The organism is Thermosynechococcus sp. TG215 (genome assembly GCF_031583455.1).
In the GTDB taxonomy this organism is placed as follows: domain Bacteria; phylum Cyanobacteriota; class Cyanobacteriia; order Thermosynechococcales; family Thermosynechococcaceae; genus Thermosynechococcus.
The window spans coordinates 1,806,715-1,831,072 of sequence record NZ_CP134178.1 but is presented as its reverse complement, the minus strand read 5'-3'; the positions used below and the strand labels follow the sequence as shown (position 1 = coordinate 1,831,072).

23 protein-coding genes and 1 tRNA gene are annotated in these 24,358 nt (G+C 54.7%); 8 read left to right on the top strand and 16 right to left on the bottom strand.

Annotated elements, in window-relative coordinates:
- Window positions 1-31: 31 nt before the first annotated feature.
- Window positions 32-1,303 carry an FAD-dependent hydroxylase gene (locus RHJ02_RS08920; protein ID WP_310822105.1) on the bottom strand — a complete coding sequence of 424 codons (1,272 nt, stop codon included), beginning with the start codon at window positions 1,301-1,303 and terminating at the stop codon, window positions 32-34.
- Between the two features lie 120 nt (window positions 1,304-1,423).
- Between RHJ02_RS08920 and RHJ02_RS08915 the strand changes: the two genes are divergently transcribed.
- Entirely contained in the window at window positions 1,424-2,014 is a 591-nt protein-coding gene (locus RHJ02_RS08915; protein WP_310744284.1) for a DUF3318 domain-containing protein, read from the top strand.
- On the opposite strand, the gene RHJ02_RS08910 is transcribed toward RHJ02_RS08915, so the two are convergent.
- Complete coding sequence (locus tag RHJ02_RS08910; RefSeq protein ID WP_310744970.1) at window positions 2,011-3,168, bottom strand: DUF445 family protein; 1,158 nt, start codon at window positions 3,166-3,168, stop codon at window positions 2,011-2,013. The genes RHJ02_RS08915 and RHJ02_RS08910 overlap by 4 nt on opposite strands.
- 126 nt (window positions 3,169-3,294) lie before the next feature.
- Entirely contained in the window at window positions 3,295-3,609 is a 315-nt protein-coding gene (trxA, locus tag RHJ02_RS08905; protein ID WP_149818701.1) for a thioredoxin, read from the bottom strand.
- 128 nt (window positions 3,610-3,737) lie between these two features.
- Between trxA and RHJ02_RS08900 the strand changes: the two genes are divergently transcribed.
- Window positions 3,738-5,384, top strand: a complete 1,647-nt coding sequence (locus tag RHJ02_RS08900) for an AarF/ABC1/UbiB kinase family protein (protein WP_310744471.1) — start codon at window positions 3,738-3,740, stop codon at window positions 5,382-5,384.
- A gap of 4 nt (window positions 5,385-5,388) precedes the next feature.
- Here the strand turns inward: RHJ02_RS08900 and RHJ02_RS08895 are convergent, their stop codons facing one another.
- The gene (locus RHJ02_RS08895; protein ID WP_149818699.1) at window positions 5,389-5,670 is read right to left on the bottom strand and encodes a DUF3593 domain-containing protein; all 282 of its coding nucleotides are present in this window, start codon (window positions 5,668-5,670) and stop codon (window positions 5,389-5,391) included.
- On the bottom strand, window positions 5,670-7,460 hold the full coding sequence (typA, locus tag RHJ02_RS08890; RefSeq protein ID WP_206199866.1) for a translational GTPase TypA: 1,791 nt from the start codon (window positions 7,458-7,460) through the stop codon (window positions 5,670-5,672). The genes RHJ02_RS08895 and typA overlap by 1 nt, the downstream gene beginning before the upstream one ends.
- A 139-nt stretch (window positions 7,461-7,599) precedes the next feature.
- Between typA and RHJ02_RS08885 the strand changes: the two genes are divergently transcribed.
- Window positions 7,600-10,068, top strand: coding sequence for a cyclic nucleotide-binding domain-containing protein (locus tag RHJ02_RS08885; RefSeq protein ID WP_302678098.1), 2,469 nt, complete (start codon window positions 7,600-7,602; stop codon window positions 10,066-10,068).
- A 28-nt stretch (window positions 10,069-10,096) separates the two neighbouring features.
- Here the strand turns inward: RHJ02_RS08885 and RHJ02_RS08880 are convergent, their stop codons facing one another.
- From RHJ02_RS08880 to RHJ02_RS08870, 3 genes are all read right to left on the bottom strand, one after another.
- The gene (locus RHJ02_RS08880) at window positions 10,097-10,552 is read right to left on the bottom strand and encodes a hypothetical protein (RefSeq protein ID WP_206199864.1); all 456 of its coding nucleotides are present in this window, start codon (window positions 10,550-10,552) and stop codon (window positions 10,097-10,099) included.
- Window positions 10,553-10,567: 15 nt separating this feature from the next.
- Window positions 10,568-10,649, bottom strand: a tRNA-Tyr gene (locus tag RHJ02_RS08875).
- A 71-nt stretch (window positions 10,650-10,720) separates the two neighbouring features.
- On the bottom strand, window positions 10,721-11,233 hold the full coding sequence (locus RHJ02_RS08870; protein WP_206199863.1) for a hypothetical protein: 513 nt from the start codon (window positions 11,231-11,233) through the stop codon (window positions 10,721-10,723).
- A 41-nt stretch (window positions 11,234-11,274) separates the two neighbouring features.
- Here RHJ02_RS08870 and RHJ02_RS08865 point away from each other — a divergent pair, with 41 nt between their 5' ends.
- A complete protein-coding gene (locus RHJ02_RS08865) occupies window positions 11,275-13,239 on the top strand; it encodes a CHASE2 domain-containing protein (RefSeq protein WP_206199862.1) in 1,965 nt (654 codons plus the stop codon).
- Here RHJ02_RS08865 and RHJ02_RS08860 read toward each other — a convergent pair.
- The 5 genes from RHJ02_RS08860 to RHJ02_RS08840 are packed head-to-tail and all read right to left on the bottom strand — an operon-like array spanning window position 13,236 to window position 16,332.
- Window positions 13,236-14,375 (bottom strand): geranylgeranyl reductase family protein, encoded by a 1,140-nt coding sequence (locus tag RHJ02_RS08860; RefSeq protein ID WP_310744981.1) that lies wholly within the window; start codon window positions 14,373-14,375, stop codon window positions 13,236-13,238. The two genes, RHJ02_RS08865 and RHJ02_RS08860, sit on opposite strands and share 4 nt — an antisense overlap.
- Window positions 14,376-14,432: 57 nt before the next feature.
- Window positions 14,433-14,651, bottom strand: coding sequence for a GDCCVxC domain-containing (seleno)protein (locus tag RHJ02_RS08855; RefSeq protein WP_206199861.1), 219 nt, complete (start codon window positions 14,649-14,651; stop codon window positions 14,433-14,435).
- Window positions 14,652-14,667: 16 nt separating this feature from the next.
- Window positions 14,668-15,045, bottom strand: a complete 378-nt coding sequence (locus RHJ02_RS08850) for a SaoD/DsrE family protein (protein ID WP_149818687.1) — start codon at window positions 15,043-15,045, stop codon at window positions 14,668-14,670.
- A 36-nt stretch (window positions 15,046-15,081) separates the two neighbouring features.
- A complete protein-coding gene (locus RHJ02_RS08845; RefSeq protein ID WP_206199860.1) occupies window positions 15,082-15,237 on the bottom strand; it encodes a DUF2256 domain-containing protein in 156 nt (51 codons plus the stop codon).
- Window positions 15,238-15,246: 9 nt separating this feature from the next.
- On the bottom strand, window positions 15,247-16,332 hold the full coding sequence (locus tag RHJ02_RS08840; RefSeq protein WP_206199859.1) for a GTP-binding protein: 1,086 nt from the start codon (window positions 16,330-16,332) through the stop codon (window positions 15,247-15,249).
- A gap of 208 nt (window positions 16,333-16,540) precedes the next feature.
- Here RHJ02_RS08840 and pyk point away from each other — a divergent pair, with 208 nt between their 5' ends.
- Both pyk and RHJ02_RS08830 read left to right on the top strand, forming a co-directional pair.
- Complete coding sequence (pyk, locus tag RHJ02_RS08835; RefSeq protein WP_302678094.1) at window positions 16,541-18,325, top strand: pyruvate kinase; 1,785 nt, start codon at window positions 16,541-16,543, stop codon at window positions 18,323-18,325.
- Window positions 18,326-18,339: 14 nt separating this feature from the next.
- A complete protein-coding gene (locus tag RHJ02_RS08830) occupies window positions 18,340-19,293 on the top strand; it encodes a serine hydrolase (protein ID WP_206199857.1) in 954 nt (317 codons plus the stop codon).
- On the opposite strand, the gene psaK is transcribed toward RHJ02_RS08830, so the two are convergent.
- Entirely contained in the window at window positions 19,270-19,521 is a 252-nt protein-coding gene (psaK, locus tag RHJ02_RS08825; RefSeq protein WP_225901542.1) for a photosystem I reaction center subunit PsaK, read from the bottom strand. The genes RHJ02_RS08830 and psaK overlap by 24 nt on opposite strands.
- Before the next feature lie 95 nt (window positions 19,522-19,616).
- Between psaK and RHJ02_RS08820 the strand changes: the two genes are divergently transcribed.
- Window positions 19,617-20,309, top strand: coding sequence for a phosphoribosylanthranilate isomerase (locus tag RHJ02_RS08820; protein WP_206199855.1), 693 nt, complete (start codon window positions 19,617-19,619; stop codon window positions 20,307-20,309).
- On the opposite strand, the gene RHJ02_RS08815 is transcribed toward RHJ02_RS08820, so the two are convergent.
- Window positions 20,259-20,993, bottom strand: coding sequence for a DUF2993 domain-containing protein (locus RHJ02_RS08815; protein WP_310438196.1), 735 nt, complete (start codon window positions 20,991-20,993; stop codon window positions 20,259-20,261). The genes RHJ02_RS08820 and RHJ02_RS08815 overlap by 51 nt on opposite strands.
- A 141-nt stretch (window positions 20,994-21,134) precedes the next feature.
- Here RHJ02_RS08815 and RHJ02_RS08810 point away from each other — a divergent pair, with 141 nt between their 5' ends.
- Window positions 21,135-21,725, top strand: a complete 591-nt coding sequence (locus tag RHJ02_RS08810; RefSeq protein WP_310742918.1) for a Uma2 family endonuclease — start codon at window positions 21,135-21,137, stop codon at window positions 21,723-21,725.
- Here the strand turns inward: RHJ02_RS08810 and RHJ02_RS08805 are convergent.
- A complete protein-coding gene (locus RHJ02_RS08805; protein WP_310800138.1) occupies window positions 21,722-24,280 on the bottom strand; it encodes a DUF3536 domain-containing protein in 2,559 nt (852 codons plus the stop codon). The two genes, RHJ02_RS08810 and RHJ02_RS08805, sit on opposite strands and share 4 nt — an antisense overlap.
- Window positions 24,281-24,358: the final 78 nt, after the last annotated feature.

The following is a 24,358-nucleotide window of genomic DNA, read 5'->3' as shown; positions in this document are numbered from 1 at the left end:
GACGGCGCTGGAGATAATTGCGCAGAAAGTTTTAACGCCCTCTGGGGAATTGACGATCGCTCGGTAGGGGTAGCAGGAGACCGGCCATAAACCGCAGCACCAGACGTTTGAAGGGGGCAACAGTTCGCAACAGCCACAAGCCCCAGCGGCGCACCCCCACCAAAGGCCACCACGCATTGGAAAAAAGCCGATTGAGTAGGTCGGTAAATCCAAGGGTTAGGGCATTTTGCCACCAGCGTTGACGGTGAAATTGGATCAAGGACGGGCGATCGCCCAGTCTCTCACAAGGTGTAGCAAGAATTTGTTGCGCCAGTGCCCACACATCCCGCAGGCCTAAATTTAGCCCTTGCCCTCCCACTGGATGACAGCGATGGGCGGCATCGCCAATAACCACAAAGCGATCGGCCACATAGGAATTCACTTGCATTAATTGGGTTGGAAAGACAAAGCGATCGCTCACCCCCGTAATCTGCGCCATCTGCGGGTCAAGATAGGGCTGAAGTTTCGCTAGAAAGGCGCGATCGTCGAGGGCAGCAACGGCTTGTGCCTCTGGGTGGGGCAGTGTCCAAACCACTCGATAGCGATTCCCCGCTAGGGGGAGCACCCCCATGGGGCCTGTTGGCCAAAAGCGTTCATAGGCGATCACGGGTTGGGGATGGGCAACCTCGAGGGTAGCAACCACACAGGACTGACCATATTGCCATCCCTTGGGTTCAATGCCCATCTGCTGCCGCAGGGGAGACTTGCCACCATCTGCTGCCACCACTAAACGCGCTGCCAAATGCGCCACTTGGGGTTCTGAGGAGTGGTCAGAGATGAGGGTGAGGTGGGCGCGATCGCCCTTCACTTCATTGGCCACCACCCGCCACGGACAATAGAACGTCACATTGCCAACAGACTGTAGAACGCTCTGAAGGGTCTCGGCGATCGCGGCGTGCTCAGCCACATAACCAATGGCTTCTGTGCCCAAATCGGCGGGGGAAAAGCGAACGGTCAAGGGGCAATGGCCATCGGAGAGTTGCACCACCTCAAAGGGCTGCACATGGGGCATCAGCTGATCCCACACCCCTATCCCCTCAAAGAAGTAGCGGGACACTTGGTGCAGAGCATAGGCTTGGCCTTTGGTGTTTTCCCGCGCGTAGGGTGTTGCTTCGATGAGAGCGATCGCTAGGCCACTATGGCGTAGGGCGCAGGCCAAGCTCAGACCCACAATCCCCGCACCGACAATCGCCACATCCACGGCGGGCAATTCTTGGCCAGAAGCAACCAGCGATTGTTCTGAGGGGGCAAAGGCCGATGTCATCACCATTTTGATTTGGGCACAAAAAACACTTGCTCCCTCATTCTAAGGAATTTAAAAGATTGCAGAAAAGGGATGGTAATGGCAGACTAAAGGCAGAGCAATGAGTGTATGACTTTCCCTATGACCCCAGAGGCTGAGATTCCGCGCTTGCTTGATCTGATGCCGGCGTCGGCACGGATGCGCTGTAAGTTGGTTTCTCGACCACAACAAAGCAAAGTGTTGCGCTATCAGCCCGCTCTTCCTTGGGGCGATCGCCCGATTGAAATTAACTTTCGCCTGTGGCAGCATCTCGATACCCCAGAGCGCGATCTTTTATTGCTGCGGGCAGTGGCGTGGTTTAACACCACGGGTTTGATCAAACTTGACCTCTACCAAGGACTCACGGTGGCAGGCTTGCTGGGTACAGTCTTACAAGTTGTCCAAGCAGATCCTGTCGGCATTTTGGTAGCCGGGGGGCTAACCACCTTTGCTGGCCTTCAAGTGTGGCAAAATACGCGGGGCATTCCCGTGGAAGTGGCGGCCGATCGCCAAGCCCTGCAATTGGCTCAACGGCGCGGCTACAGTGAACAAGAGGCTGCCAAGGCTCTCCTTGCAGGGATTTCTCAGGTGGCAGAGTTAGAGCGGCGTCCTATTCTTGATGTCACTGAACTCATTCGCTGCCAAAATCTACGCCAGTTGGCGGGTGAATCTGAGGTCAAAGTCCCTGTTTAGACCCCCTGAAGACTTTGCCAGTACAAAAAGCCGGCCTGTGCCACCCCAATCAAAAAGCCAAGAATGCCCCCCAAGCGGACAATGGCTTGCAACTCACTGCGAACAATGCCCTGAATGGCTAGTTCCAGATTTTCTGGCGAGGTGGCCTTGACCCGATCCACAATCACCCGATCCAAATCCAAAATCGGAATCGCCCGCTCAATAATCAGTTCCATATCCCGTTCCAGATAGCGATCGAGCACTAGAGCCAATTCATCGCTGACCACTTCCAGCGAGGCACCCAGACTGGCTGAATCCCGCAGTCGCCGCAAAATACTCAGGGAAATCGTTTCCCACTCCACCGTTTGACTGAGCGTTTCAACGACACTAAAGCCCTGCTCCTGGATATAGCTGCGCACTGTCTGCCGAAACAGTTGCCGTAGCTCCCGCACCGTACCGAGGGGCAAACTTTGTAGGGTGATATTTTGCAGCGCTTCCACCAAGCGTTGCCGCAGTGCCAATGCCGTGATTAATTCTCCAAGGCGGCGGTTACAGGCTTCGCGTTCATTGAGACAATACTCCCGCAGGCGAATTAACGTATTGCGCACCCCCACCAGATTAGCCACCACCCAGTAGGTGCCACTGGTATTTTGGCGTAGTTCTTGATCGAGGACATTAATCGTGCGATCGGTGAGAAAGTCAATAATCGCCAGTCGCAGGCGATCGGGGGGCAACATGACCGACAGCAGCCAATCTGCCAGTTTTTCCGCCTGCTCATCACTCAGTTGCAGCTCCACTAATACCTGATCAAAGAGTTGATTCAGTTGTGGTTCCAGAAAATCTTCCCGCCGCGACCACACTTTAATCAAACGGGGTAGGGCACTGCCAAAAAAATCCCGTAGAATATTGGCCAAAACTTGGGCCGATCGCTGTTCACTTTGAGCCTGAATTTGGCTCAGACTTGTTTGTAGGAGCCAATGGATGACCGCCTTCACTCGTTCCACTTGCAACAGACGCCGCGCTAAGTTTTGCAGCTCCTCTGGCGTCAGGAGAGAACCCAGAATGGCATCAGCAATGCGACGAGCCAGCCGCTCCTGATTGCGGGGAATCAGACCGGGGGTAAAGGGGAGTGGCTTGCCGCCGACATAAATAGGCTTGTAGGGGCGAAAGAGCATGGTAATGGCTAAATCATTCGTAAAGTAGCCGATGACGCCCCCCGCCAACGGTGGTACGAGCAATGTCCAATAGCTGATATTGGCCAATCCTGATTGATTCCTCAAACACCTTTCTTTTGAAGAATTTTACAGGCGGCGAATCGCATCAATCAGAACTTCTGGCGGCTGAACCCCTTCCCAGCGCTGAACCTCACGGCCTCGGTGGAAAAGAATCAAGGTTGGCAGAGCATGAACGTGGTATTGACTCGACAGTTGGGGATAGCGCTCGGAGTCAATTTTGACGACCTCAACAGCCGATTTCAAAACTTGCTTGACCTGCTCTAAAATCGGCGCCATCATGCGGCAAGGACCACACCAGTCGGCATAAAAGTCAACCAAGAGGGGTTTGTCTGTGGTGGCTAGGAGATCGCTGAAGCTACTAAATTGACGTGTGGTCGCCATAGCAAATTCCGATCAGGACTCTAGTTCTCATCATAGACACGGCAGAAGAGAATCGGGGCGAGCAAATCTGAATGCCCGTGAAAAAGGGAGTATTGTTGAGGTTGGGCACTTTTTGTGATTGCTGCTGAATGCTGGTTACTGCCTCTACCTATCGTCCGAGTTGCTGGCTCCTGTTTCGCCGTGTGAGCCAAATTGTGGGGGTGTTGGGGCGCTTTGGGAGTCAACTGCTGTGGGACTATACTTGGCGGCGGCGGAGCGATCGCGCCCAATCTCAACGTGCGCGTTGGCTCGTACAGCAATTATTGGTCTTGGGGCCGACCTTTATTAAAATGGGTCAGTTTCTCTCCACTCGTTTTGATCTTTTGCCCCCGGCATACATTGAAGCGCTAAGAAAGCTACAGGATCAGGTGCCTGCCTTTGACTCGCGACAGGCGATCGCCCTGATTGAGCAGCACTTGGGGCAACCCCTTGCCGATCTCTACGCCACCTTTGATCCCAAACCCCTTGCAGCCGCCAGTCTCGGTCAAGTCCATCGCGCCACACTCCACAGTGGTGAACAGGTTGTTGTCAAGGTGCAACGCCCCCATCTAGAGGCGAAATTGTATCTGGACTATCTGGCCATTGGTGAACTCATTCGCTGGGGCGATCGCTGGCTGCCCTTTCTCCGTCCCTATGCCCTCCAAGAGATTTATGAGGAGTTTTTTAGTATTCTGCTGCGGGAAATTGATTACGTTCAAGAGGGGCAAAATGCCGATCGCTTTCGTGCCAACTTTGCCCAAGACCCCCATATTCGCGTCCCCAAGGTCTATTGGACGCATACTTGCCGCTATGTCCTGACGATGGAGTATCTCCCCGGCATTCGCATTGACAATCGCGCCGCCATCGAAGCCTTTGGCTTGAATCCCCAGATGATTAACCAGCGGGGAATTTGTTGCTATCTCAAGCAGTTATTAGTTGATGGCTTTTTCCATGCCGATCCGCATCCGGGGAACTTGGCCGTGACCAAGGAAGGCGATCTCATCTTCTATGACTACGGCATGATGACGGAAGTGCCAGCCCTGAATCAGCAGCAGATGGTACAAACATTTTTTGCGGTGCTGCAAAAGGATAGCGATCGCGTGATTGCTGCCTTGATTGAACTGGGGCTATTGATGCCTGTTACCGATAGAGTCCCCCTACAACGGATTATGCAATTGATTTTAGATCGATTTACCGAACGGCCTGTGGATTTAGCTGCCTTTCGGGAATTGCAACAGGATGTGTATGCCCTTTTTGAGCAGCAACCCTTTCGCTTACCCGCAAAGATGACCTATATTCTCAAGTCCCTCACAACCCTCGATGGGATTGCCCGCAGTTTAGACCCTGAGTACAACCTGAGTGCGGCGGCCCAACCCTTTGTCAAGGAATTCATGCGTCACTCGCGGGGGGGCTGGCGAGAACTGATTCACCAAACCCAAACCCTAATCAACCAGCGATTACAGCAGCCCAGTCGGGTTGAAGTGCGGCTGCAACAGTTAGAGGATCGCTTGGCTTGTGGCGAACTGCAACTGTCGGTGCGCAATCCCACCATGGAGCGGCAACTGCGGCGCATTGAGAGTTTGTTAATTTGTTTAGTCTATTTGGGATTGGCTGGTTTTACCCTTTTGGCGGGGGCGATGTTGTGGTCAGCCAAAGCTTTGGGGGGGGCGATCGCTCTTTTTACAGTAGCAGCACTAGCGGGTTTGGCACTCCTGCGTAGTTGGCTGCGCTTTCTTTGGTTATGCCGCTGGCAATAGGCGGTTAGGAGGATTCCCTGAGGGCGCGGCGAAAGCCCAAGGCAATCAGGATATTGGCCAAGGTTAGAAAAAATTCTGCCCCCCCGTGCAACCCATCCACATTGGCCAAGGTTGTGCCATAGACCTGTTGGGCATAGAGTCCCGCTGGAATGGTGACAGCAACAAACACCAGTGTCCCATAGAAGCCAATGAGGGCTAAACGGGGGGTGTTGGGGTTGCGGGTCATGAAGTACAAGAACCCCAAATAGGGAAACAGCGAGAGGGCAAAAAAGGCATTCGTCAGCATTAGCGGCGTGCCAGCTTCTTGCTCATTTTCCGCAGTCGGATGGATTGGGGCGTTACCTCCACCAGTTCATCGGGGCCAATGTACTCCAGTGCCCGCTCTAGGCTCATTTCCACAGGTGCTTGCAGTTGCACTAGTTCATCCCCCGTTGAGGAGCGGAAGTTGGTGAGTTGTTTGGCTTTGCAGACGTTGATTTCGAGGTCTTGGGGACGGTTATGCTCACCGACAATCATACCCTTATAGACTTTGGTGCCGGGGGTAATGAAAAAGACACCACGATCTTCGGCGTTTTTCAGGGCATAGAAGGTGGCCGTGCCCTCCTCAAAGGCAATTAAGACGCCATTGCGACGGGTGCTGATCTCGCCTGCCAAGGGACGATAGTCCAAAAAGCTGTGGTTCATAATCCCTTCGCCGCGCGTTAGGCGCATAAATTCGCCCCGGAAACCAATGAGACCCCGCGCCGGAATCACAAACTCCAGTTGCGTCCGACCATTGCCCCCCACCTGCATATCCTGCATTTCACCGCGTCGCTGGCCGAGACGCTCAATACAGCCGCCAACGGCTTCATCGGGAACGTCGAGCACTAAGCATTCGTAGGGTTCGCAGGGCTGACCATTGACTTCACGATAGATCACCTGTGGCTGGGACACTTGGAATTCATAGCCTTCGCGGCGCATCGTTTCAATGAGAATGCCAAGGTGCAATTCACCCCGACCAGAAACGGCAAAGCGATCGGGGGAGTCAGTTTCTTCGACCCGCAGTGCCACGTTGGTTTCCAGTTCCCGAAACAGGCGATCGCGCAATTGCCGCGAGGTCACAAAGGTTCCCTCCTGACCGGCAAAGGGGGAGTCATTGACCGCAAAGGTCATTTGCAGGGTCGGTTCATCCACCTTGATCAGGGGTAGGGCTTGGGGGTTGTTGGGGTCGGTGATGGTTTCGCCAATGTTGGCATCACTAAAGCCCGCGATCGCCACAATATTGCCGGCACTGGCCATGTCCAATTCAATCCGCTTCAGTCCCTCAAAGCCCAAGAGTTTGGTCATCTTTGCCTTGACAATTTGGCCGTTATCCTTGACCAAGGCCGCCTGCTGTCCCACCTGCACGGTGCCGTTGTGAATTTTGCCAATGACAATTCGCCCTAGGTACTCCGAGTAATCCAAGGTGGTCACCTGCAGTTGCAGCGGCGCATCGGGATTGCCCACGGGCGGTGGAATATGGCGGACAATGGCCTCAAAGAGGGGCTGCATATCCTTGCCCTCTTCGTCTAGATCTGTTTTTGCGTAGCCCGCCAAGCCCGAAGCAAAAAGATAGGGAAACTCGCACTGATCATCATCCGCCCCCAGCTCAATAAATAAGTCCAACACCTTATCAATGGCTTTGTAGGGTTCTGCCTGCGGCCGGTCAATTTTATTCACAACCACAATGGGGCGCAGACCTTTTTCCAGGGCTTTTTTCAGGACAAAGCGGGTTTGGGGCATTGGCCCTTCGTTGGCATCGACAATCAGCAGACAACCCTCCACCATGCCAAGGACGCGCTCCACTTCACCGCCAAAATCGGCGTGGCCGGGGGTATCCACAATGTTAATCGTCAAGTCTTTGTAGCGAACCGCTGTATTCTTGGCCAGAATCGTAATGCCACGCTCGCGCTCCAGATCATGGGAGTCCATGACGCACTCAGGAATGTCTTCCCCTTCACGAAAGGTACCCGACTGACGCAGTAGGGCATCCACCAGAGTGGTTTTGCCGTGGTCAACGTGGGCGATAATGGCAACATTACGAATCGGCAGACTCATAGCGACTTCCTGCGGGTTTTGTAATAGAGCGTTGAGGAGCGTAAGAAACCTTTACAATCCTAGCGTAGTTTGGTAAAGGAACTGAGCCATAGGTAGTGAGGTGTTTCCTCATCACTAATTTTGTTGGGGGGTGCCCTCGATGACCGATCGCCTGAGTTGGCTGCAAACCCATACTCCTCTTAGATCGCTTTCTTTGGCAGCATTAGAGGCGATCGCTGCCGCCCTGCGCACAGAATCCATTGCGGCCAATCGTCGCATTGTCCTTGAAGACACACCCGTTACTCATCTGATGATCCTGCGATCGGGAGAGCTGGAAGCCTACCACACCACCCGCGATCGCCCCGCCACTATAACGACCCTGCCACCGGGAACGGTTTTGCACTGGCCAGAACTGGTACTGGAGCAACGGGCACCGCAAACAGTGATTACCCTCACGGACTGTGAATTGTGGACATTGCCCCGCGAGGTGTTTGCCACATTGGCTGATCAATTTCCCGAACTCCGCCAACAGGTGTCGCAGCAGTTGCAAAGTACCCTCAGTGATCTTGCCCACGAGCAGGAGCGGCAGGCAGTCTTGCGCCCCTATCTTGTACCGCGCGTAAAACAGGGAATTGTGGGGAGTAGTCGCTATGCCGTGCGCTTACGCCAAGGGATTAAAGAGGCCGCGAGCGATCGCCAGCCGGTATTGATTTTTGGTGAACCGGGTCTGGAAAAGGACAATATTGCTGCGCTAATTCATTATGGCTCGCGCGATCGTCGCCAACCCCTGATTCGTTTTAACTGTGGCACCCTATCCGCCAATGGGGCAGAACTCTTTGGCAAAGCCACGAAACTAGGTCTCCTTGACTGGGTCGCAGAGGGCACCCTGATCCTCAACAATGTCCATGAATGGCCTGCCCAGCTCTATCCGCAACTGCGCCGCCTTGTGGCCGAACAGACCTATGAACCCGTCGCCGACCCCCCCGTACCCTCCCGCCGCTTTCCGGGGCGATTGATCTTGATTGCCGAAAAGAAAGGCTGCGGTTACCAAAATCTGGTGCACCACCAAATTAAAGTACCCCCACTGCGGGTGACAAAAGCAGATATTGAAGCCTTGGTGAATTACTATATTGCCCTCTACTGCCGGCAACGGGGCATTCCTAAGCCTCAGATTACCCCCGAAGCCCTACGCCGGCTGCAAAGTTATGATTTTCCCGGCAATTTGCGGGAGTTGGCGAGTCTGGTGGAGCGTGCCCTTGTGCAAGCAGACGGGGCGGAGTTACTCACTGAAGAAGTCTTTTGGCCGGAGCGATCGCGCCAACGGCGATTTCGTTGGAACCTACTCAATGCCTATCCCCAATTGCGTGCTTTTCTACGCAGTCCGTGGTGGCCCGATCGCCTCAACTATGGCCTGACCCTTTGGCTTTTTCCGCTGATTGTCGCCATTGGCCTCTGGGGACCCCAAGATCGCCCAGACAACTTTACCCTGAACCTCTTCTGGGCGTGGTGGTGGCCGGTCTCATTGCTGATCTTTCCCTTCTTGGGGCGCATTTGGTGTGCGGTCTGCCCCTTTATGATTTACGGCGAAGTCCTGCAAAGGCTATCCCTCAAGATTTGGCCGCGCAAGCTGCGCCCTTGGCCGCGTCAACTGGCGGAACGCTGGGGGGGCTGGGTGCTCTTTGGCCTCTTTGCCGTGATTCTCCTGTGGGAAGAATTGTGGGATTTACCCAATACGGCCTATCTCTCCAGTTGGCTACTGATCTTGATTACAGCGGGAGCCGTGATTTTTTCTCAGCTCTATGAACGTCGCTTTTGGTGTCGCTATCTCTGCCCCATTGGTGGCATGAATGGCCTCTTTGGCAAACTCTCCATTCTTGAATTGCGGGCACAGCAGGGGGTGTGCGCTGCCAGTTGCCAGACCTACCAATGCTACAAAGGGGGGCCCGCCCTTGGGGAAGGTCAAGAAACGGGGGGCTGTCCCGTCTATTCCCATCCGGCTCAACTAACGGATAACCGCAATTGCGTTTTGTGTATGACCTGTCTCAAGGCTTGCCCGCATCGCTCGGTGGAAGTGAATCTGCGTCCGCCGGCTATTGATCTCTGGACCAGTCATGAGGCCACGGCGGCTGAAGTTTGCCTGCTGTTTTTGCTCTTGGGGGCGGTGGTATTGCACCGTTTACCGCTGCTTCTGGCATGGCTGGGACTTGCAGAGGCCAATTTGGGCGTGCAGGCGATGATTGCGGTGGTGGCGCTAGCTCTGCCGGGACTCTTGGCATGGGGTTGGCATCAGATACACCGACAAGGCTCGGTTCCCTTTGTGCGCTTGGCCTATGGGTATCTGCCTTTGGTGCTGGGTGCCAATTTGGCCTATTATTTGCCCCTTGGTCTAGGGGAGGCGGGTCAGTTGTTGCCCGTAACCTTTGCAACCTTTGGCCTCGATGGCACGAGTTTGCCCAGTTGGCAAGCCCATCCAGCAGTGATCGGGTTCCTGCAAACGACCACACTTGTCGTCAGTACCCTTGCCAGTTTGCTCCTCAGTCAAAAGATTGCGCGATCGCCCCTACGACAGATGTGGCACCCTTGGCTAGGCATTCTCGCTCTCGCTTGGGGAATTGCCTATTTACTTTGATGGGCTGGGCTGGATTCGCAAAACTTCATCAAAGGCGTGGCGTGTCAAAGAACAGCAGCTTAGTGATTAAGCCAGCAGCCAGCACTAGCAGCGTCACCAAGAATCCCCACAAACGAGCATCGGTTCCATCCTGCCGTTTGACAATTTGCTGCAATGTGGTCTCTACTGTGTCAATGCGCTGCCCCAATTGTGTCTCTACGGCACTAATACGCTGCGACAATTGCGCCTCTACGGCATTGATGCGCTGTTCCAGCTTGGCCTCAACGGCATTGATACGCTGCTCTAGCTTGGCCTCAACAGCATTGATACGCTGCTCTAGCTTCGCCTCAACAGCATCAATTTTGTCCTCAAGTCGTTGGAACCTCTCGCCACTGGTGGCAATGTGAATATCTAGCTTTTTCTCTATAGCCTGAAGACTGGCCTGCATCCCTTGGATGGCATCCAACACTTGACTCCATTCAGATCGCGTTACAGGTTCACTCATGCTTTTTTATCTCTATGGGCCGGGCTGGATTCGAACCAGCGTAGGCGTAGCCAACGGATTTACAGTCCGCCCCCATTAACCACTCGGGCACCGACCCTTTCATCGCGATTTTTTAATATACCACATCAGGGGGGAGACTTGAGCTTCCCGTTTTGAGAAAACCATTCCCTACTCGTCGAGGGTGTAGCTTTGCAGGTTTTCTAGGGGTTGCACTTTGAGGAGACGTTCGGCGCGGCGAATCTCGCTGTCGCTACCTTGAATTAGGATCAGGTATTTGCCCCGCTGCAATCGCTTTTCAAAGGGGATGCCCGACTTACCCGTAATCACCACTTGCAGACCACCACCTACGGTGAGACTACCGAGAGCGCCAGCGATCGCCCCAAAGATGCCCCCCAAAAGACTATTGTTGAGGCGATCCAGCATCGGCAGAATGTCAATTTGAGTCGCTTGGTTAAAGGTAAAACCGGCAAAGAAGCCAAAGGGAACAAGCCAGATCAACATCCGTTGCATTTGCTGGCGTGCCACTTGAAAGGGATCGGTAAGTCCCAACTCTGACCACTGTTTGTAGCCTCGACCCAAAAGGGCGACCTTTGCCATGGGGAAGCCGTCCTTTTCCAGCTGGGTATAAACGGCCTCGGCTTGGAGGCGATCGCCCAATGTCGCTACCAAGTAATTTTTCATAGCGATAGGATGAAGAAAATCTCTTGCTTGCTTGCAAAGCTATGCTGCCCCTATTGTCCCACTTTCGCCGCACCTTTGCTGATCTGGGTCTGATTGTCGTAGCCAGTGCCATCGCCAGCACGGTGGTGATTGGGATTCGCGAAATGGGTTGGCTCCAACCCCTGGAATTGGGTGCCTACGATCGCCTGATGCAATTGCGCCCTATGCCCGGCCCCGATCCGCGACTCTTGGTGGTGGCAGTCACCGAAGCCGATATTCAACGTTACCGCTCCCTATCGCTGCCGGATCAGATCTATGCCCAAGCTCTAAAACAACTCCTCAAACATCAGCCCCGTGCCATTGGTCTTGATATTTACCGCGATTTTGCTGTACCGCCGGGACATGAGGAATTAAACCGCCTTTGGTTAAGTTCCGATCGCCTGTTTGCGGTCACGAAACTAGGGGATGCCACTCACCCAACCATTCGTCCGCCGGCGGCCCTCAGTGCCGATCAGGTGGGATTTAATGATGTCACTGTGGATGCCGGTGGCATTGTCCGTCGCAGCTTGTTATTTTTGCCGGACGATCAGGGGAATACGCTGTACTCTTTCTCCTTGCGGCTGGCGCTGCGGTACTTAGCCGATGGGGGGATTGAGCCACGGGGCAGTGATGCCGATCCCAATGTAATGCAGTTGGGGCAGAGTATTTTCACACCCCTGCAACCCAATGACGGCGGTTATGTGGGTGCCGATACGGCGGGCTATCAAATTATGCTCAACTATCGCGGTGATCAGCGGGCAGTGACTTGGGTACCTTTGGAGGATGTGCTCAATGGGCGGGTTGCTCCTGCATTGATTCGCGATCGCGTGGTTCTCATTGGCAACATTGCCGAAAGTGGCAAAGACTTTTTCTATACCCCCTTTAGTTCCGGCCTGCGGGACAATCAGCGCATGGCAGGGGTGTTTATCCACGCCCAAATGGTGGGGCAATTCATTGATGCGGGTTTGGGCGATCGCGCGGTTATATGGTTTTGGCCCAACAGTGTCGAGAACGTTTGGATTGTTCTTTGGGCATTGATTGGTGCCATCCTTGCTTGGCGCGTGCGCCATCCCTTGGCTCTAGCAACGGCAGTGGGCACGGCTCTCCTCATCCTACTGCTGGCCTGTTATGGGTTGTTTTTGAAATTGGGCTGGGTGCCCCTTGTACCGCCAGCATTGACCCTCCTCCTTGGCAGTGGCGGAGTCGTCACCTACACTGCACAACAAGCCCAACAGCAACGGCAAATGGTGATGCGCCTCCTTGGCCAAAATATCTCACCGGAAATTGCCGCTGCCATGTGGGAACGGCGGGATGAACTCCTCAAGGATGGTAAGTTGCCCGGCCAACGCCTGATTGCCACACTGCTTTTTACTGACTTGAAGGGGTTTAGCACCATTTCTGAAGGTATGGAACCGGAGGAACTCTTTAACTGGCTCAATGCCTATCTCGAAAAAGTGGCGGATGTGGTACAAAGCTACCACGGCGTGATTAATAAGTTCACCGGTGACGGCATTATGGCCGTGTTTGGCGTGCCCATTAAACGAACCAGCCGCGAAGGAATTGCCATTGATGCCCGCAATGCCGTGGATTGTGCCTTGGCCTTGGGACAACTACTAGAGGAACTGAATCGTGAATGGGCGGCTCAAGGGTTACCGCAGGTGATGATGCGGGCGGGGATCTACACAGGTCCGATTGTGGTCGGCAGTCTCGGTAGTAAAAATCGCCTCGAGTACGGTGTGATTGGCGACAGTGTGAATACCGCCTCGCGCCTTGAGAGTGTGGACAAGCACCGCCAGCCTAGCCCCTGTCGGATTTTAGTGGCACAGGAAACGCTGGAGTATCTCGGCGATCGCTACGAGGTCGAGGCATGGGGACCGTTGGAACTCAAGGGCAAAGAGCGCAAAATTCAGGTCTTTCGCATTCTCGGCGTCCGCGAAGGGCTGGCGATCGCCCCCAATCAGCCCACCGCCATTGAAGTGGAGATCTAACGTCCGGGAATCAGGGAACTGCTGAGCCGTTGGATGGCACGGCCAGCAATATCGCGATAGCGCAACTCACCACAGAGGACTTGACCGAGCCGCTGGGTAGCGGAGGGGCGTTTCATGGCAAGGTGGTAGCCGACCTTCGGCATGCGATGGAAGAGTGCTGCGAGGCGTTGCGCCCACACTAAATCCGCTCCCCATTCCTCCTGCAATCTTTTGCTGTAGGTGGCCAAGGCATCCACTTCGCCAGCAAGAGCTGCGTCAATGGCTTCAGCAGCCCGCATGCCACTGTAGAGAGCAGGACGAACTCCCTCAGCCGAAAAGGGATCTACCAGACCAGCGGCTTCACCCGCAAGGAGGGCATGGTGGGTATGGAGTGGTTGCTGACCCTCCCATACCCGCAGGGGATGGTATTGAATGGCAGCGTCGGCCAACTGCAGCCCATGGGCAGCGCAATACTGTTGCAAAATCGGTTCCCAATTGGGGCGATCGCTGCCCCGCACAACGGCAACCCCAACGGTTCGCTGGTTCCCCTTCGGAAAACTCCAGAGGTAACCATTTTTCACGAGGCCAAATTCAAAATGCGCCGCGCGATCCCCCCCTAGATTGGGGATGGTCATCACCGCCGCCGTGCGCACCACTTTGGGCTTAAACCCCAGCCACTGAGCCACTTGACTATTGGCACCATCGGCAGCAATGAGATACCGCCCACCATAGGTCGTGGTTGCCGTGTGGATCTGCCAGCGATCTGCTTGGAACGTAATCCCAGTAACCTCGGTCTGATCTGTAACAACCGCACCCCTTTGTTGTGCCTGCTGCAACAGGTACTGATCAAACACCGTGCGATCAACAATCCAGATGGGTTCGGGAATGCTTAACTCGGCTTCAATGGCATCACTGAGCTGCCAACTGTAGCGCACAGTGCGGGTGGTATCGGCAATGGCGGGCTGAAAATCAAAATCAAACCACTGGGCAATGGCGGGTGAAACCCCTCCAGTGCAGGGCTTTGAGCGGGGCAAGGCCAATTTTTCTAGAACTAAAACCTGACGTCCGCGGCAAGCGAGATGATAGGCGGCTGACCCGCCAGCAGCACCCCCACCCACCACAATACAGTCGTAGATTGCCTGCATACGGTTACTCACGGGAGGCAAAAGCGCCCCCACGATAGCGGTTTCCGCAGGGGATAGCAACCCCCAATTCTAGCGATCGCCAGTGTGTTCCAGCTGCCGCGATGGGCAAGGAACCGTGCCGTAGCTACAGAAGACACAACAGTCCCCCGCCTTGGGTTTGAGGTGGGCATGACATTGGGGACACTCCCAGAACACGACACAGGCATCGCTGGGCATCCATTCCGCTTGCTCCGTGTGACAATGGGGACAGACCAAGGTGCTGGAAAACACAACTGACGGTTGACTCATCTTCCTCAGCAGAGACTCAAAGGGTAATGACTTGATCGAGTCCGCTGCCTGCAAGGCTAGCATAAAACTGCGGAAAGCAGCCACACACTACCCCTTCAACCATCCCCTTGGCTTTGACAGAACCGGTGCCACATTCGTCAAATGTTCCTTCGGCCAAACCACGGCGCACCGCACACTGATCACAGGCCATGAGTAAAATCCCCTGTTCCTTGGCAATGCGGGCTAAGCGCTCACCAACGGGATCCCCTAAACGCAAACAAAAGAGGTTATCATCAAAAAACATCATACCCACCACTTCAGCGCCATGATCGCCCCGCTCCAGCTGCGGTAAAACCATCGTTGCCAGCTTAAAGGTGCTGGCCATGTCAGTGGCAAAAATATAGGCAACTTTCATAGAACCATTCCTTTTGATTCAGCCAGCAAAAGCACATTAACTTTGGGCTTGGGAGCGCCGCCGCCGACAGCGCTCAGAACAGTACTTCACCTCCTCCCAGCAATTCGCCCATTTTTTGCGCCATTGGAAGGGCCGGCCACAGACCAGACAAATTTTGCTGGGAAGGTTTTCTTTGCGCCGTTGCTTGGCCATGATTGGGGGTTATGCGTCAGTGACACAGGCGGCCAACTGGGTCAGCAGGGTTGGATGATCCAAATTTTGGCCAATGAGAACCAGTTGATTTTTGCGATCGCCTTTCCATTCCTCATCATCGAGGCTAAAGCGTTTACCACTGAGGTGAAAGACGTGGCGGCGGGGACTTTCCTTAAACCAAAGGATGCCCTTGGCACGAAAGACGGATTCCGGTAGCTGGTGATCCAGAAAATACTGGAATTTGCGCAGTTCAAAGGGGCGATCGCTCTGGAAGGAAACGGAGGTAAAGCCATCCTCTTCAAGGTGGTTGGAGGTCTGATGGGGGTGAGGATGATCATGATCGCAATGGTCATCACACTCATGATGATGGTGGTGACCGTGGTCGTGATGGTGGTGCTCATGGTCGTGTTCTGAATGCTGGGGCGCTGCCTCAGGCTGGAAGTAGCGATCGCTCTCAAACAGCCCCACACTCAAAATCAAGGGCAGGGGCACTTGCGCCTTCACCGTACGAATGATCCGCGCTCCCTCCCGCATTTCGTGAATTCGCCGTTCTAACTCCTGCAAGCGTTCCTCAGTCACCAGATCTGCTTTGTTGAGGAGAATAATGTCACCGTAGGCAATTTGGCTTTGGGCAGCGCTGCTATTGAAAAGATCAAGACTAAAATTCTCCGCATCCACCACCGTAATAATTGAATCCAAACGGGTGAGATCCCGCAGCTCAGTTCCCAAAAAGGTCAGAGCCACCGGCAGTGGATCCGCCAAGCCCGTTGTTTCCACGACTAAATAGTCCACCTTGTCAGGACGTTCGAGAACCCGATAAACTGCATTCACCAAGTCATTGTTAATCGTGCAGCAGATACAGCCATTGGTGAGCTCCACCATGCCCTCATCTTGGGTCACCAATAGCTCATTATCAATACCAATTTCCCCAAATTCATTGACAAGGACGGCGGTCTTCAGTCCCTGTTGATTGGTCAGAATATGATTGAGGAGTGTGGTTTTACCACTACCGAGAAACCCTGTAATGATAGTTACCGGTAGGCCGTGCTTCATTGCCTCCATTTTGGCAGTTGTAGGCAGGGAAGAAGTCGTCATAGGCAAGATGTTAAGAGCGAGAATTATTCTCAAATTATAGCCGCTGCACCTCGCTCAAGGGGTGAGCGATCGCTGTAGGCTAGAAACAAGACCCGATTGCCACCAACAGCCGTTACCGTGGGTAGGACAATGTCCAAAACGCTCCTGCATGTCTCCCCATGTCAAGCAAAATAGGGTAACCTGTTGAGGCCTAACGATTAAGTTGAATATGTCGAACCAGCCGTTGCAACGCCGCACTAAAATTGTCGCCACCATTGGTCCAGCGGTTAGCCATCCCGATAAACTGCGCGCCATTATCCAAGCGGGAGCGACTACCCTGCGCCTGAATTTTTCCCATGGTACCCACGACGATCACCAGCGCAGCATTCGCCTGATTCGCCAAATTTCCTATGAGTTGGGGCAACCCGTGGGCATTTTGCAGGACTTGCAAGGCCCCAAAATTCGCCTCGGGCGGTTTGAACAGGGCGCCATTTCCCTCAAACGGGGCGATCGCTTTACCCTCACCAGTCGCTCCGTCATGGGCAACCAGCACATTAGCTCGATTACCTATCCCCCCTTGGCTCAGGAGGTTCCCGCCGGCGCCACGATTTTGCTGGATGATGGCCGCGTGGAAATGGTCGTTGAAGAAGTGGATAAGGAGGCGGGTGAACTCCACTGCCGAGTGGTTGTTGGCGGCACGCTCTCGAATGCCAAGGGCGTGAACTTTCCAGGGGTTTACCTCTCCATTAAGGCCCTGACAGAGAAAGATCGTGAAGATCTGATGTTTGGCCTCAATCAAGGGGTAGATTGGGTGGCCCTCAGCTTTGTTCGCAATCCCCAAGATGTACTGGAGATCAAAGAACTGATTGCCAATGCGGGCAAGCAGGTGCCGGTGATTGCCAAAATCGAAAAGCACGAGGCGATCGAGCAAATGGATGCCATCCTCTCCCTCTGCGATGGTGTCATGGTGGCACGGGGAGATTTGGGGGTGGAACTGCCCGCCGAAGAGGTGCCGATTCTGCAAAAACGGCTGATTGCTGCCGCCAACCGCTTGGGCATTCCCGTGATTACGGCCACACAAATGCTGGACAGCATGGTGAAAAGCCCCCGCCCTACCCGTGCCGAGATTTCCGATGTCGCCAATGCTATTCTCGATGGCACCGATGCCGTGATGCTCTCCAATGAAACGGCCATGGGGGAATACCCCGTCGAGGCAGTGAAGATGATGGCGACGATCGCGGCGCGCATTGACAACCAACCCCAACTGCGGCAACCGCCTGTTGTCGATGCTGTGGCGGTACGTTCCATTCCCAATGCCATTAGCCAAGCGGTGGGACAAGTAGCAGCTCAACTCAAAGCCAAGGCCATCATCACCCAAACAAAAACAGGGGCAACCGCCCGCAATGTCTCCAAGTTTCGTCCCCAAATTCCGATTTTGGCGGCAACGCCCCATATCGAGGTGGCACGGCGCTTGCAGTTAGTCTGGGGGGTAGAACCACTGCTGACTCTGGATCATCCCTCGATGCGGCAGTCGTTTCAGGCAGCCATTAATGCGGCACAGGAGCGGGGCTTCCTAGAGGAAGGGGATCTAGTGGTGATGACCGCTGGCACGCTGCAAGGGGTCTCTGGCTCCACGGATATGATCAAGGTGGAACTCGTCACCTCGGTGATGGGACGCGGCTGTGGCATTGGTCATGGGTCGGTGAGTGGCCCGGCGCGGGTGGTGCACGCAGGAATGCCAGTTCGCACGTTTAATAGTGGCGAAATTTTGGTGGCCGAGCGCACCAGTGCTGAATTGGTGGAAGCCATTCGCAAAGCGGCAGGCATTATTACCGAAGAGGATAGCCTGACGAGCCACGCGGCGGTCTTGGGGTTGCGCTTGGGCATTCCAGTGATTGTCGGGGTCAAAAATGCCACCCGCCTGATCCGCGAGGGCACGATTCTCACTATGGATGTGGAACGGGGCTTGGTCTATTCCGGTGCGCGCAATGGTGTCGAGCGATCGCCCGAGTAGGAGTGGAACAGGCAATGATTTTTTTTCAGGCCAACACCTATCTCACGGATTTGGTGACGCGGACGCTCCAAGCGACATGGCAACACTTTCCTTGGCTGGGACAAGAGGACATTGCCCTGACCTTATTGGTGTATCCACCCCCCATTCCCGTGAATACGGGCGGAGCGCTGACCGCAGCAGAATTTTGGCGGTATTCGATTCCCGGCGCCCATTATCGCGGCGATGTACCGATGTACCCGGCCAGTGTGGTGAAGTTGTTTTATCTGGTGGCCTGTCATGAGTGGCTCCACAGCGGTATGCTTCAGCCGGATGCGGAATTAGCACGCGCCCTGCGGGATATGATTGTGGACTCCAGCAATGATGCCACGAGCCTCGTGGTGGATATGCTCACGGGGACGACCAGTGGCCCGGTGCTGCCACCGGAACCTTTTCGCACATGGCAATACCAGCGCAATATCGTCAATCGCTATTTTCAATCCTTAGGGTGGCCAGAGCTAACTAATATCAACGTGAATCAAAAAACGTGGTGTGATGGCCCCTATGGACGAGAGCAGGAATTTGTCGGGCGCGATCGCCAGAATGCTAATCGTCTGACCACTGATGCCACGGCTAAGTTAATCCACAGTATTGTGGGCGGTGTTGCCGTGTCTGCTAGCGCCAGTCAAGCGATGATGGAACTGATGGAGCGTTCCCTCGATCCAGAGCTTTTGGCCGAGGATCCAGAAAACCAAGTACAGGGCTTTTTGGGGGAAGGGCTACCTCCGGGGGCAAAGTTGTGGTCAAAGGCGGGACTCACCAGTTGGGTGCGCCACGATGCGGCCTATATTGAACTCCCCAATCATTGCCCCTATACCTTGGTGGTCTTTATTGAGAATCGCACTGCCAGTATGAATACAGAGGTTTTGCCCTTTATTTCCCGTCAAATTGCCAGTGGTATTCCGACCCTAGAGGGCACCGGAGTACTGTAGGCCACTGACAACCCCGGCCGCCAAAAGGTGACCAAAGCTGGTGGTAGCCAGCAATTCGGGCAGACCAAAGCCTTCAAAGAGGGCGGGCAAGGAAACGGGTAAACCGGGGCCTTTTCCCCGTGATTGAATGGCATAGCGGCCAATGGCGATCGCAAACAGGTTGCAGAGGATCACCACCAAACCCACAGACGGCGTCCAAGTGGTATCGGGGAGCGTGGCTAACACCATGGTTCCTCCTAAATGGGTACAATTGCCCATGAATTATACGGAACGGCCTGATCGCCCACCGCTAGTTCTTTACAAAATGGTGCATCTCGTTACAAATGCTTAACTCAACTGTCCCTGTCAAAATTGCTGTCAAAATTTGTGGCTTGACTCTACCCGAACAGGCGATCGCGATCGCCCAAATGGGCGTCAGTGCTTTGGGGTTTATTACCGTGCCCCATTCCCCCCGCTATGTCCCGGCAGCAACCATTGCCGAGATCTGTCGCCAGTTGCCGCCCTCAGTACTGACTGTTGCCGTGGTTGCCAATCTCGATTTAGCAGCATTAGCCCATTTAGTCACAACCACAGGGGTACAGGCACTGCAGCTTCATGGCAGCGAATCGCCCGAGTTTTGCCAACAGGTACGCCATGCCTTCCCTAATATTGTGTTGATCAAAGCCCTGCGGGTGCGATCGGCAGCCAGCCTCGCCGAGATTCCCGCCTACGCCCCGATTGTGGATCGCATTCTCCTAGATGCCTATCACCCGCAGCAGTTGGGGGGCACGGGGCAGCCCTTTGACTGGACATTGCTGAAAGACTTAGCCATTCCTTGCCCTTGGTGGCTGGCGGGGGGCATCACGCCGGAAAATTGCCGTCAAGCGATCGCCCAAACCCAACCCCAAGGGATTGACCTAGCCAGTGGTGTGGAAAGCCAACCGGGGATCAAGGATTTAGGGCGCGTAGCAGCATTGCTGAGCAACCTAGGGATAAATGCAAATCATTCCCTGCACCCTGAGGGCACCCGTTTCTAGCCGCAACTCTTGGATGGCCACCCCCTCACCCAAATCAATGGCCACCGTGGGATGAGGGTCACCTTCCCCTTGCCAATGCACCTTTTCTAAGCAGAGGGTTCGCTCATCCTGCAAGCGCACCTGGGTCATCAAATGCCAATCCGCCTGCTCCCCTTGGGCATTCACCATCGAGAACACCAGTTTGAGGCACCCAGCACCCAATTCTGCCTGCGTATGCCGCAATTGCCACTCCTGCAGATTGACCCCTGCTTTGCCCAAGCCGCGCTGATCGAGCAATTTCAGCAGTTCCCGTAGGCTGGATTGCAGGAGCGGCGCCCCCAAAGAGGCGTCGAGATCGGCTTGGCTGAGAATTAGTTCCCCGCGCACCGGCACTGGTGCCAAGAGTTTTAGGGGTTTGCCTCGCAACACTTGCCCTAGATTAATCTGAATCTGTTCCGCTTGGACGGCTGCTTGGCGCAATTGAATACCGCGATAACTGGCGCTAGCTGCGGCAACGCGCACGTGGGGTAAGTATCCCCGCAAAATCTGGCGATCGCCCCCTTGAATTTGAATTTCCAAGCCTGTTGCCTGCTCCAACTGCGCAGATAACCACCAGTGCAACGCCGGTTGCAAGACCCGGGGAATTAGTCCGCGTTCAGAAGCGGCACCAAACGCCTCAGCCATTTCTGGGGACGTTAACGACATACGTACTCCTCACACACTTTTTGGGTGATACCTAGGCCAACCTATGGGGCTAGTTCGCTGATTTTAACGAAACTGGACGTAGGTTGGGTCTGGTCAGAGGCAACTTTCCTAATTTGCTAGAACTGGGGTAGTGGAAATGCGATGAGAGGCTGCTCAGCCATGCTGACGATCGCCCTACAACCGGTGCTGGAACTAACCGATGAGCAGTTTGCCGCAATTTGCCGCCAAAACCCTGATCTGCGGCTGGAGCGATCGTCCCGTGGAGAACTAATCATTATGCCCCCCACAGGTGGAGAAACTGGCAGGCGTCATCTTCAAATAGCTGTTCAACTGTACCTCTGGAATCAGCAATCCCGATTGGGCGTTGCCTTTGACTCCTCGACGGGATTTAAGCTGCCCAACGGCGCCATTCGCAGTCCCGATGTTGCTTGGATTCGAGGCGATCGCTGGCACGCCTTGACCCCCGAACAACGGCAAGGATTTGTACCGCTTTGTCCCGATTTTGTAATTGAGCTGCGCGCTGCCAGTGATGATCTGCGGCCACTCGAAGCCAAAATGCGCGAATATCTGGACAATGGTCTGCACCTGGGCTGGCTGATTGACCCGCAAAATCAACGGGTAGAAATCTACCGTTCTCAAATGCCCCCTGAAGTCGCGATCGCCCCTCGGCACCTCTTTGGGGAAGACCTGCTCCCCGGATTCGTGCTGGATTTAACGGAGATTCTTCCCTAGGAAGAGAGGGCAACCAATAGTTGGGGATCAACCTTGAGGCGGATAGCTAAGGTTTGTAGGTGCCGCCGATCGCCCTCGCTGAGGTGCGTGCCCTTCTGCCGCAGTTCACCCATCAGGGTATAAAGCTGTTCCTGTGCCCGATCCAGATTCAGGTTCAAACCTAAGGCATCGCCAATGGTGATCAAGTCCTGCAGCAGGGGACTCAACTGGCTAAGGGTGTCACTGTCGAGGTGGTGGGCAAGATAACGCAATCCAGTGCTAATTTGCTGCTCAAGGAGTCGCTGTTGCTCTTGAAGGCTAAGGTGACAACCCAACAACCGTGCTTCACGGGCGATCGCCGCCAATTCTGCCAGATGGTTTTGCAGATCCGCCAAGGGCAAATCACTGAGATCGCTCAGGTCTTGCTCTAAACTCCGCAAATGGCTAATGGCACGATGGGTCAACGCCACCGCTGCCGCGACTTGCAATTCTTGGGGCACACTCAGGCCATCCCGCTGAAACCCCATCAGGATGCCGTAGTTATCGCGATAAACTTGGGTATAAAGCTGATCCAAGCGCGTAAGGGTTTCCCGCGCCAGCACCCCCATGAGACGGTGTCGTTCCTCAGCAAAGAGATCATCCAAGCTGTAGGCTACCCCCCCAAAGCGTTCCGTAATTGCCATCACCACCCGTGCTGCACTCCCCTGTTGGAAGGCTTGCAGGAGATGGGTCTTGATCTGGCTATATTCCCGCCGCCCTTGGAAGGGTTGAATCGCACAGTGGAAATCCCAGCCCCCCAAGTGCAAGACAGCAAAGATCAGCAGTTGGGACTCGGTTGTCATCGTCGAGGTGAGTTGAATCTGGCCGATCGCCAAGGTCAGGCTGCCCATGCGTTGGAGATGATAATCCCCCTGCTCAATCTCATAGCAGTACAGTTGATGTTGGCGGGGGTAGCTATTAAAGAGGGAACTCATGGCATAGTGGGCGGCCACCTGCTGCAAGCTAATTTGAGCCGTTTTCACCAACTGGTGATAGACCGTTGCCCCATCGCCAAACTGCGGCACATTACTGGGGGCAGCGGCCAGACGCTCAATAAACTCGGGTTCCAACTGCACCCCTGCCACATCTGCCGCGAGTTCGATCGCCCGTGCCGCATAGCGGAGAATTTGTACCCCCTCAGGCCGCGAGAGTTCATCAAAAAACCAGCCACAACTGGTAAACATGAGCAGGGCATGGTGCTGCATCTCCAGCAAGCGCAGGGCATCAATTTGCTCGCTTTGACTCAGGGGGCGGCGTTGGTGTTGTGCCAAAAAACGATGCAGAGTCTCCGGCGAGCGATCGCCCAGCACCTCAATATAGGCATCGCGGGCTGCCCAAACATCCTGAAATAGCTCACTGCCCAAGGTTTCATAAATTTCAATTAGCTCATCCCGCAACCAGTTCAGTGCCTCCCGCAAGGGGCGTCGCCACCGTTGATGCCACTCACCGCCCCCACCGCAACCACAATTGTCCTGCCAGCGATCCACACCATGGGCACAGCTCCACGCCGTGACGGGTTTGAGTTCCACCTCCCATGTGGGCGGGAACAGGCTGAGGTAGTAGGCAAAGTTAGTGATCTGCCAGCCCCGCTGTGGAAATTCCACTTTAAAGGCATAGGCGAGGGCTTTTTCACCGCCATACTTGTGATGGCCAAAGGTTTCCCCATCAGTGGCAACGGCAATGATTTGACTGGGGCGATGATCACCGCGCACGGCCTGTCCCAACCGCCCCGCTAGAAATTGCGAGCTAGTGAGCAGATCGCTAAAGCCCATGTCCCGCGAAATGGGGCCGTCGTAGAAGAAGATATCCAAGTAATCCCGCTGGCGATCGCCCCCCGGCAAATAGCAGCGATAGGGACGGGTCGGATCAATTTGGCTGCCACTGACTTCAATCCACTCGCTTTCACCGTCGGCAAGAATGGGACGACAGCGTTGGGCTTGGGAAGGCGCCAAAATCGTAAAGCGAATCCCCTCCTCAATCAGGGCGGCTACGGTGTCATAGTCAATGGCCGTTTCTGCCAGCCACATCCCCTCCGGTTCGCGGCCAAACCGCCGCCGAAAGTCCGCCTTGCCCCAACGAATTTGCGTGAGTTTATCGCGGTAGTTGGCCAAGGGCAAAATCATGTGGTTATACACTTGGGCGATCGCGTTGCCGTGGCCATTGAAGCGCTGACAACTGTGGCGATCAGCCTCAATAATGCGCTGATAGACCTCAAGATCGTAGCGTTCGAGCCAACTAAAGAGCGTCGGGCCGATATTAAAGCTGAGGTATTCAAAGTTATTGACAATACCAATGACCTCACCGCGATCGTTGAGAATCCGCGCAAAGGCATTGGGGCGATAGCACTCGTAGTAAATACGCTCATTCCAATCGTGGAACGGCTGGGCACTGGGTTGGTGTTCAATGGCATTGAGGTAGGGATTTTCGCGGGGGGGCTGATAGAAATGGCCATGGATGGTTACGTACACCCCAAGGGCTTGCAGTTGATCAGCAGCAGGGGAAAACACGGTCGGCGTTACATCTGTTGGATTCAGCATGCAGATCAACCACAAGACAACACATTCACTTTCCTTGATCATCGGCGATCGCCCCAAGGGCTAGGCCGCCTGTGACGA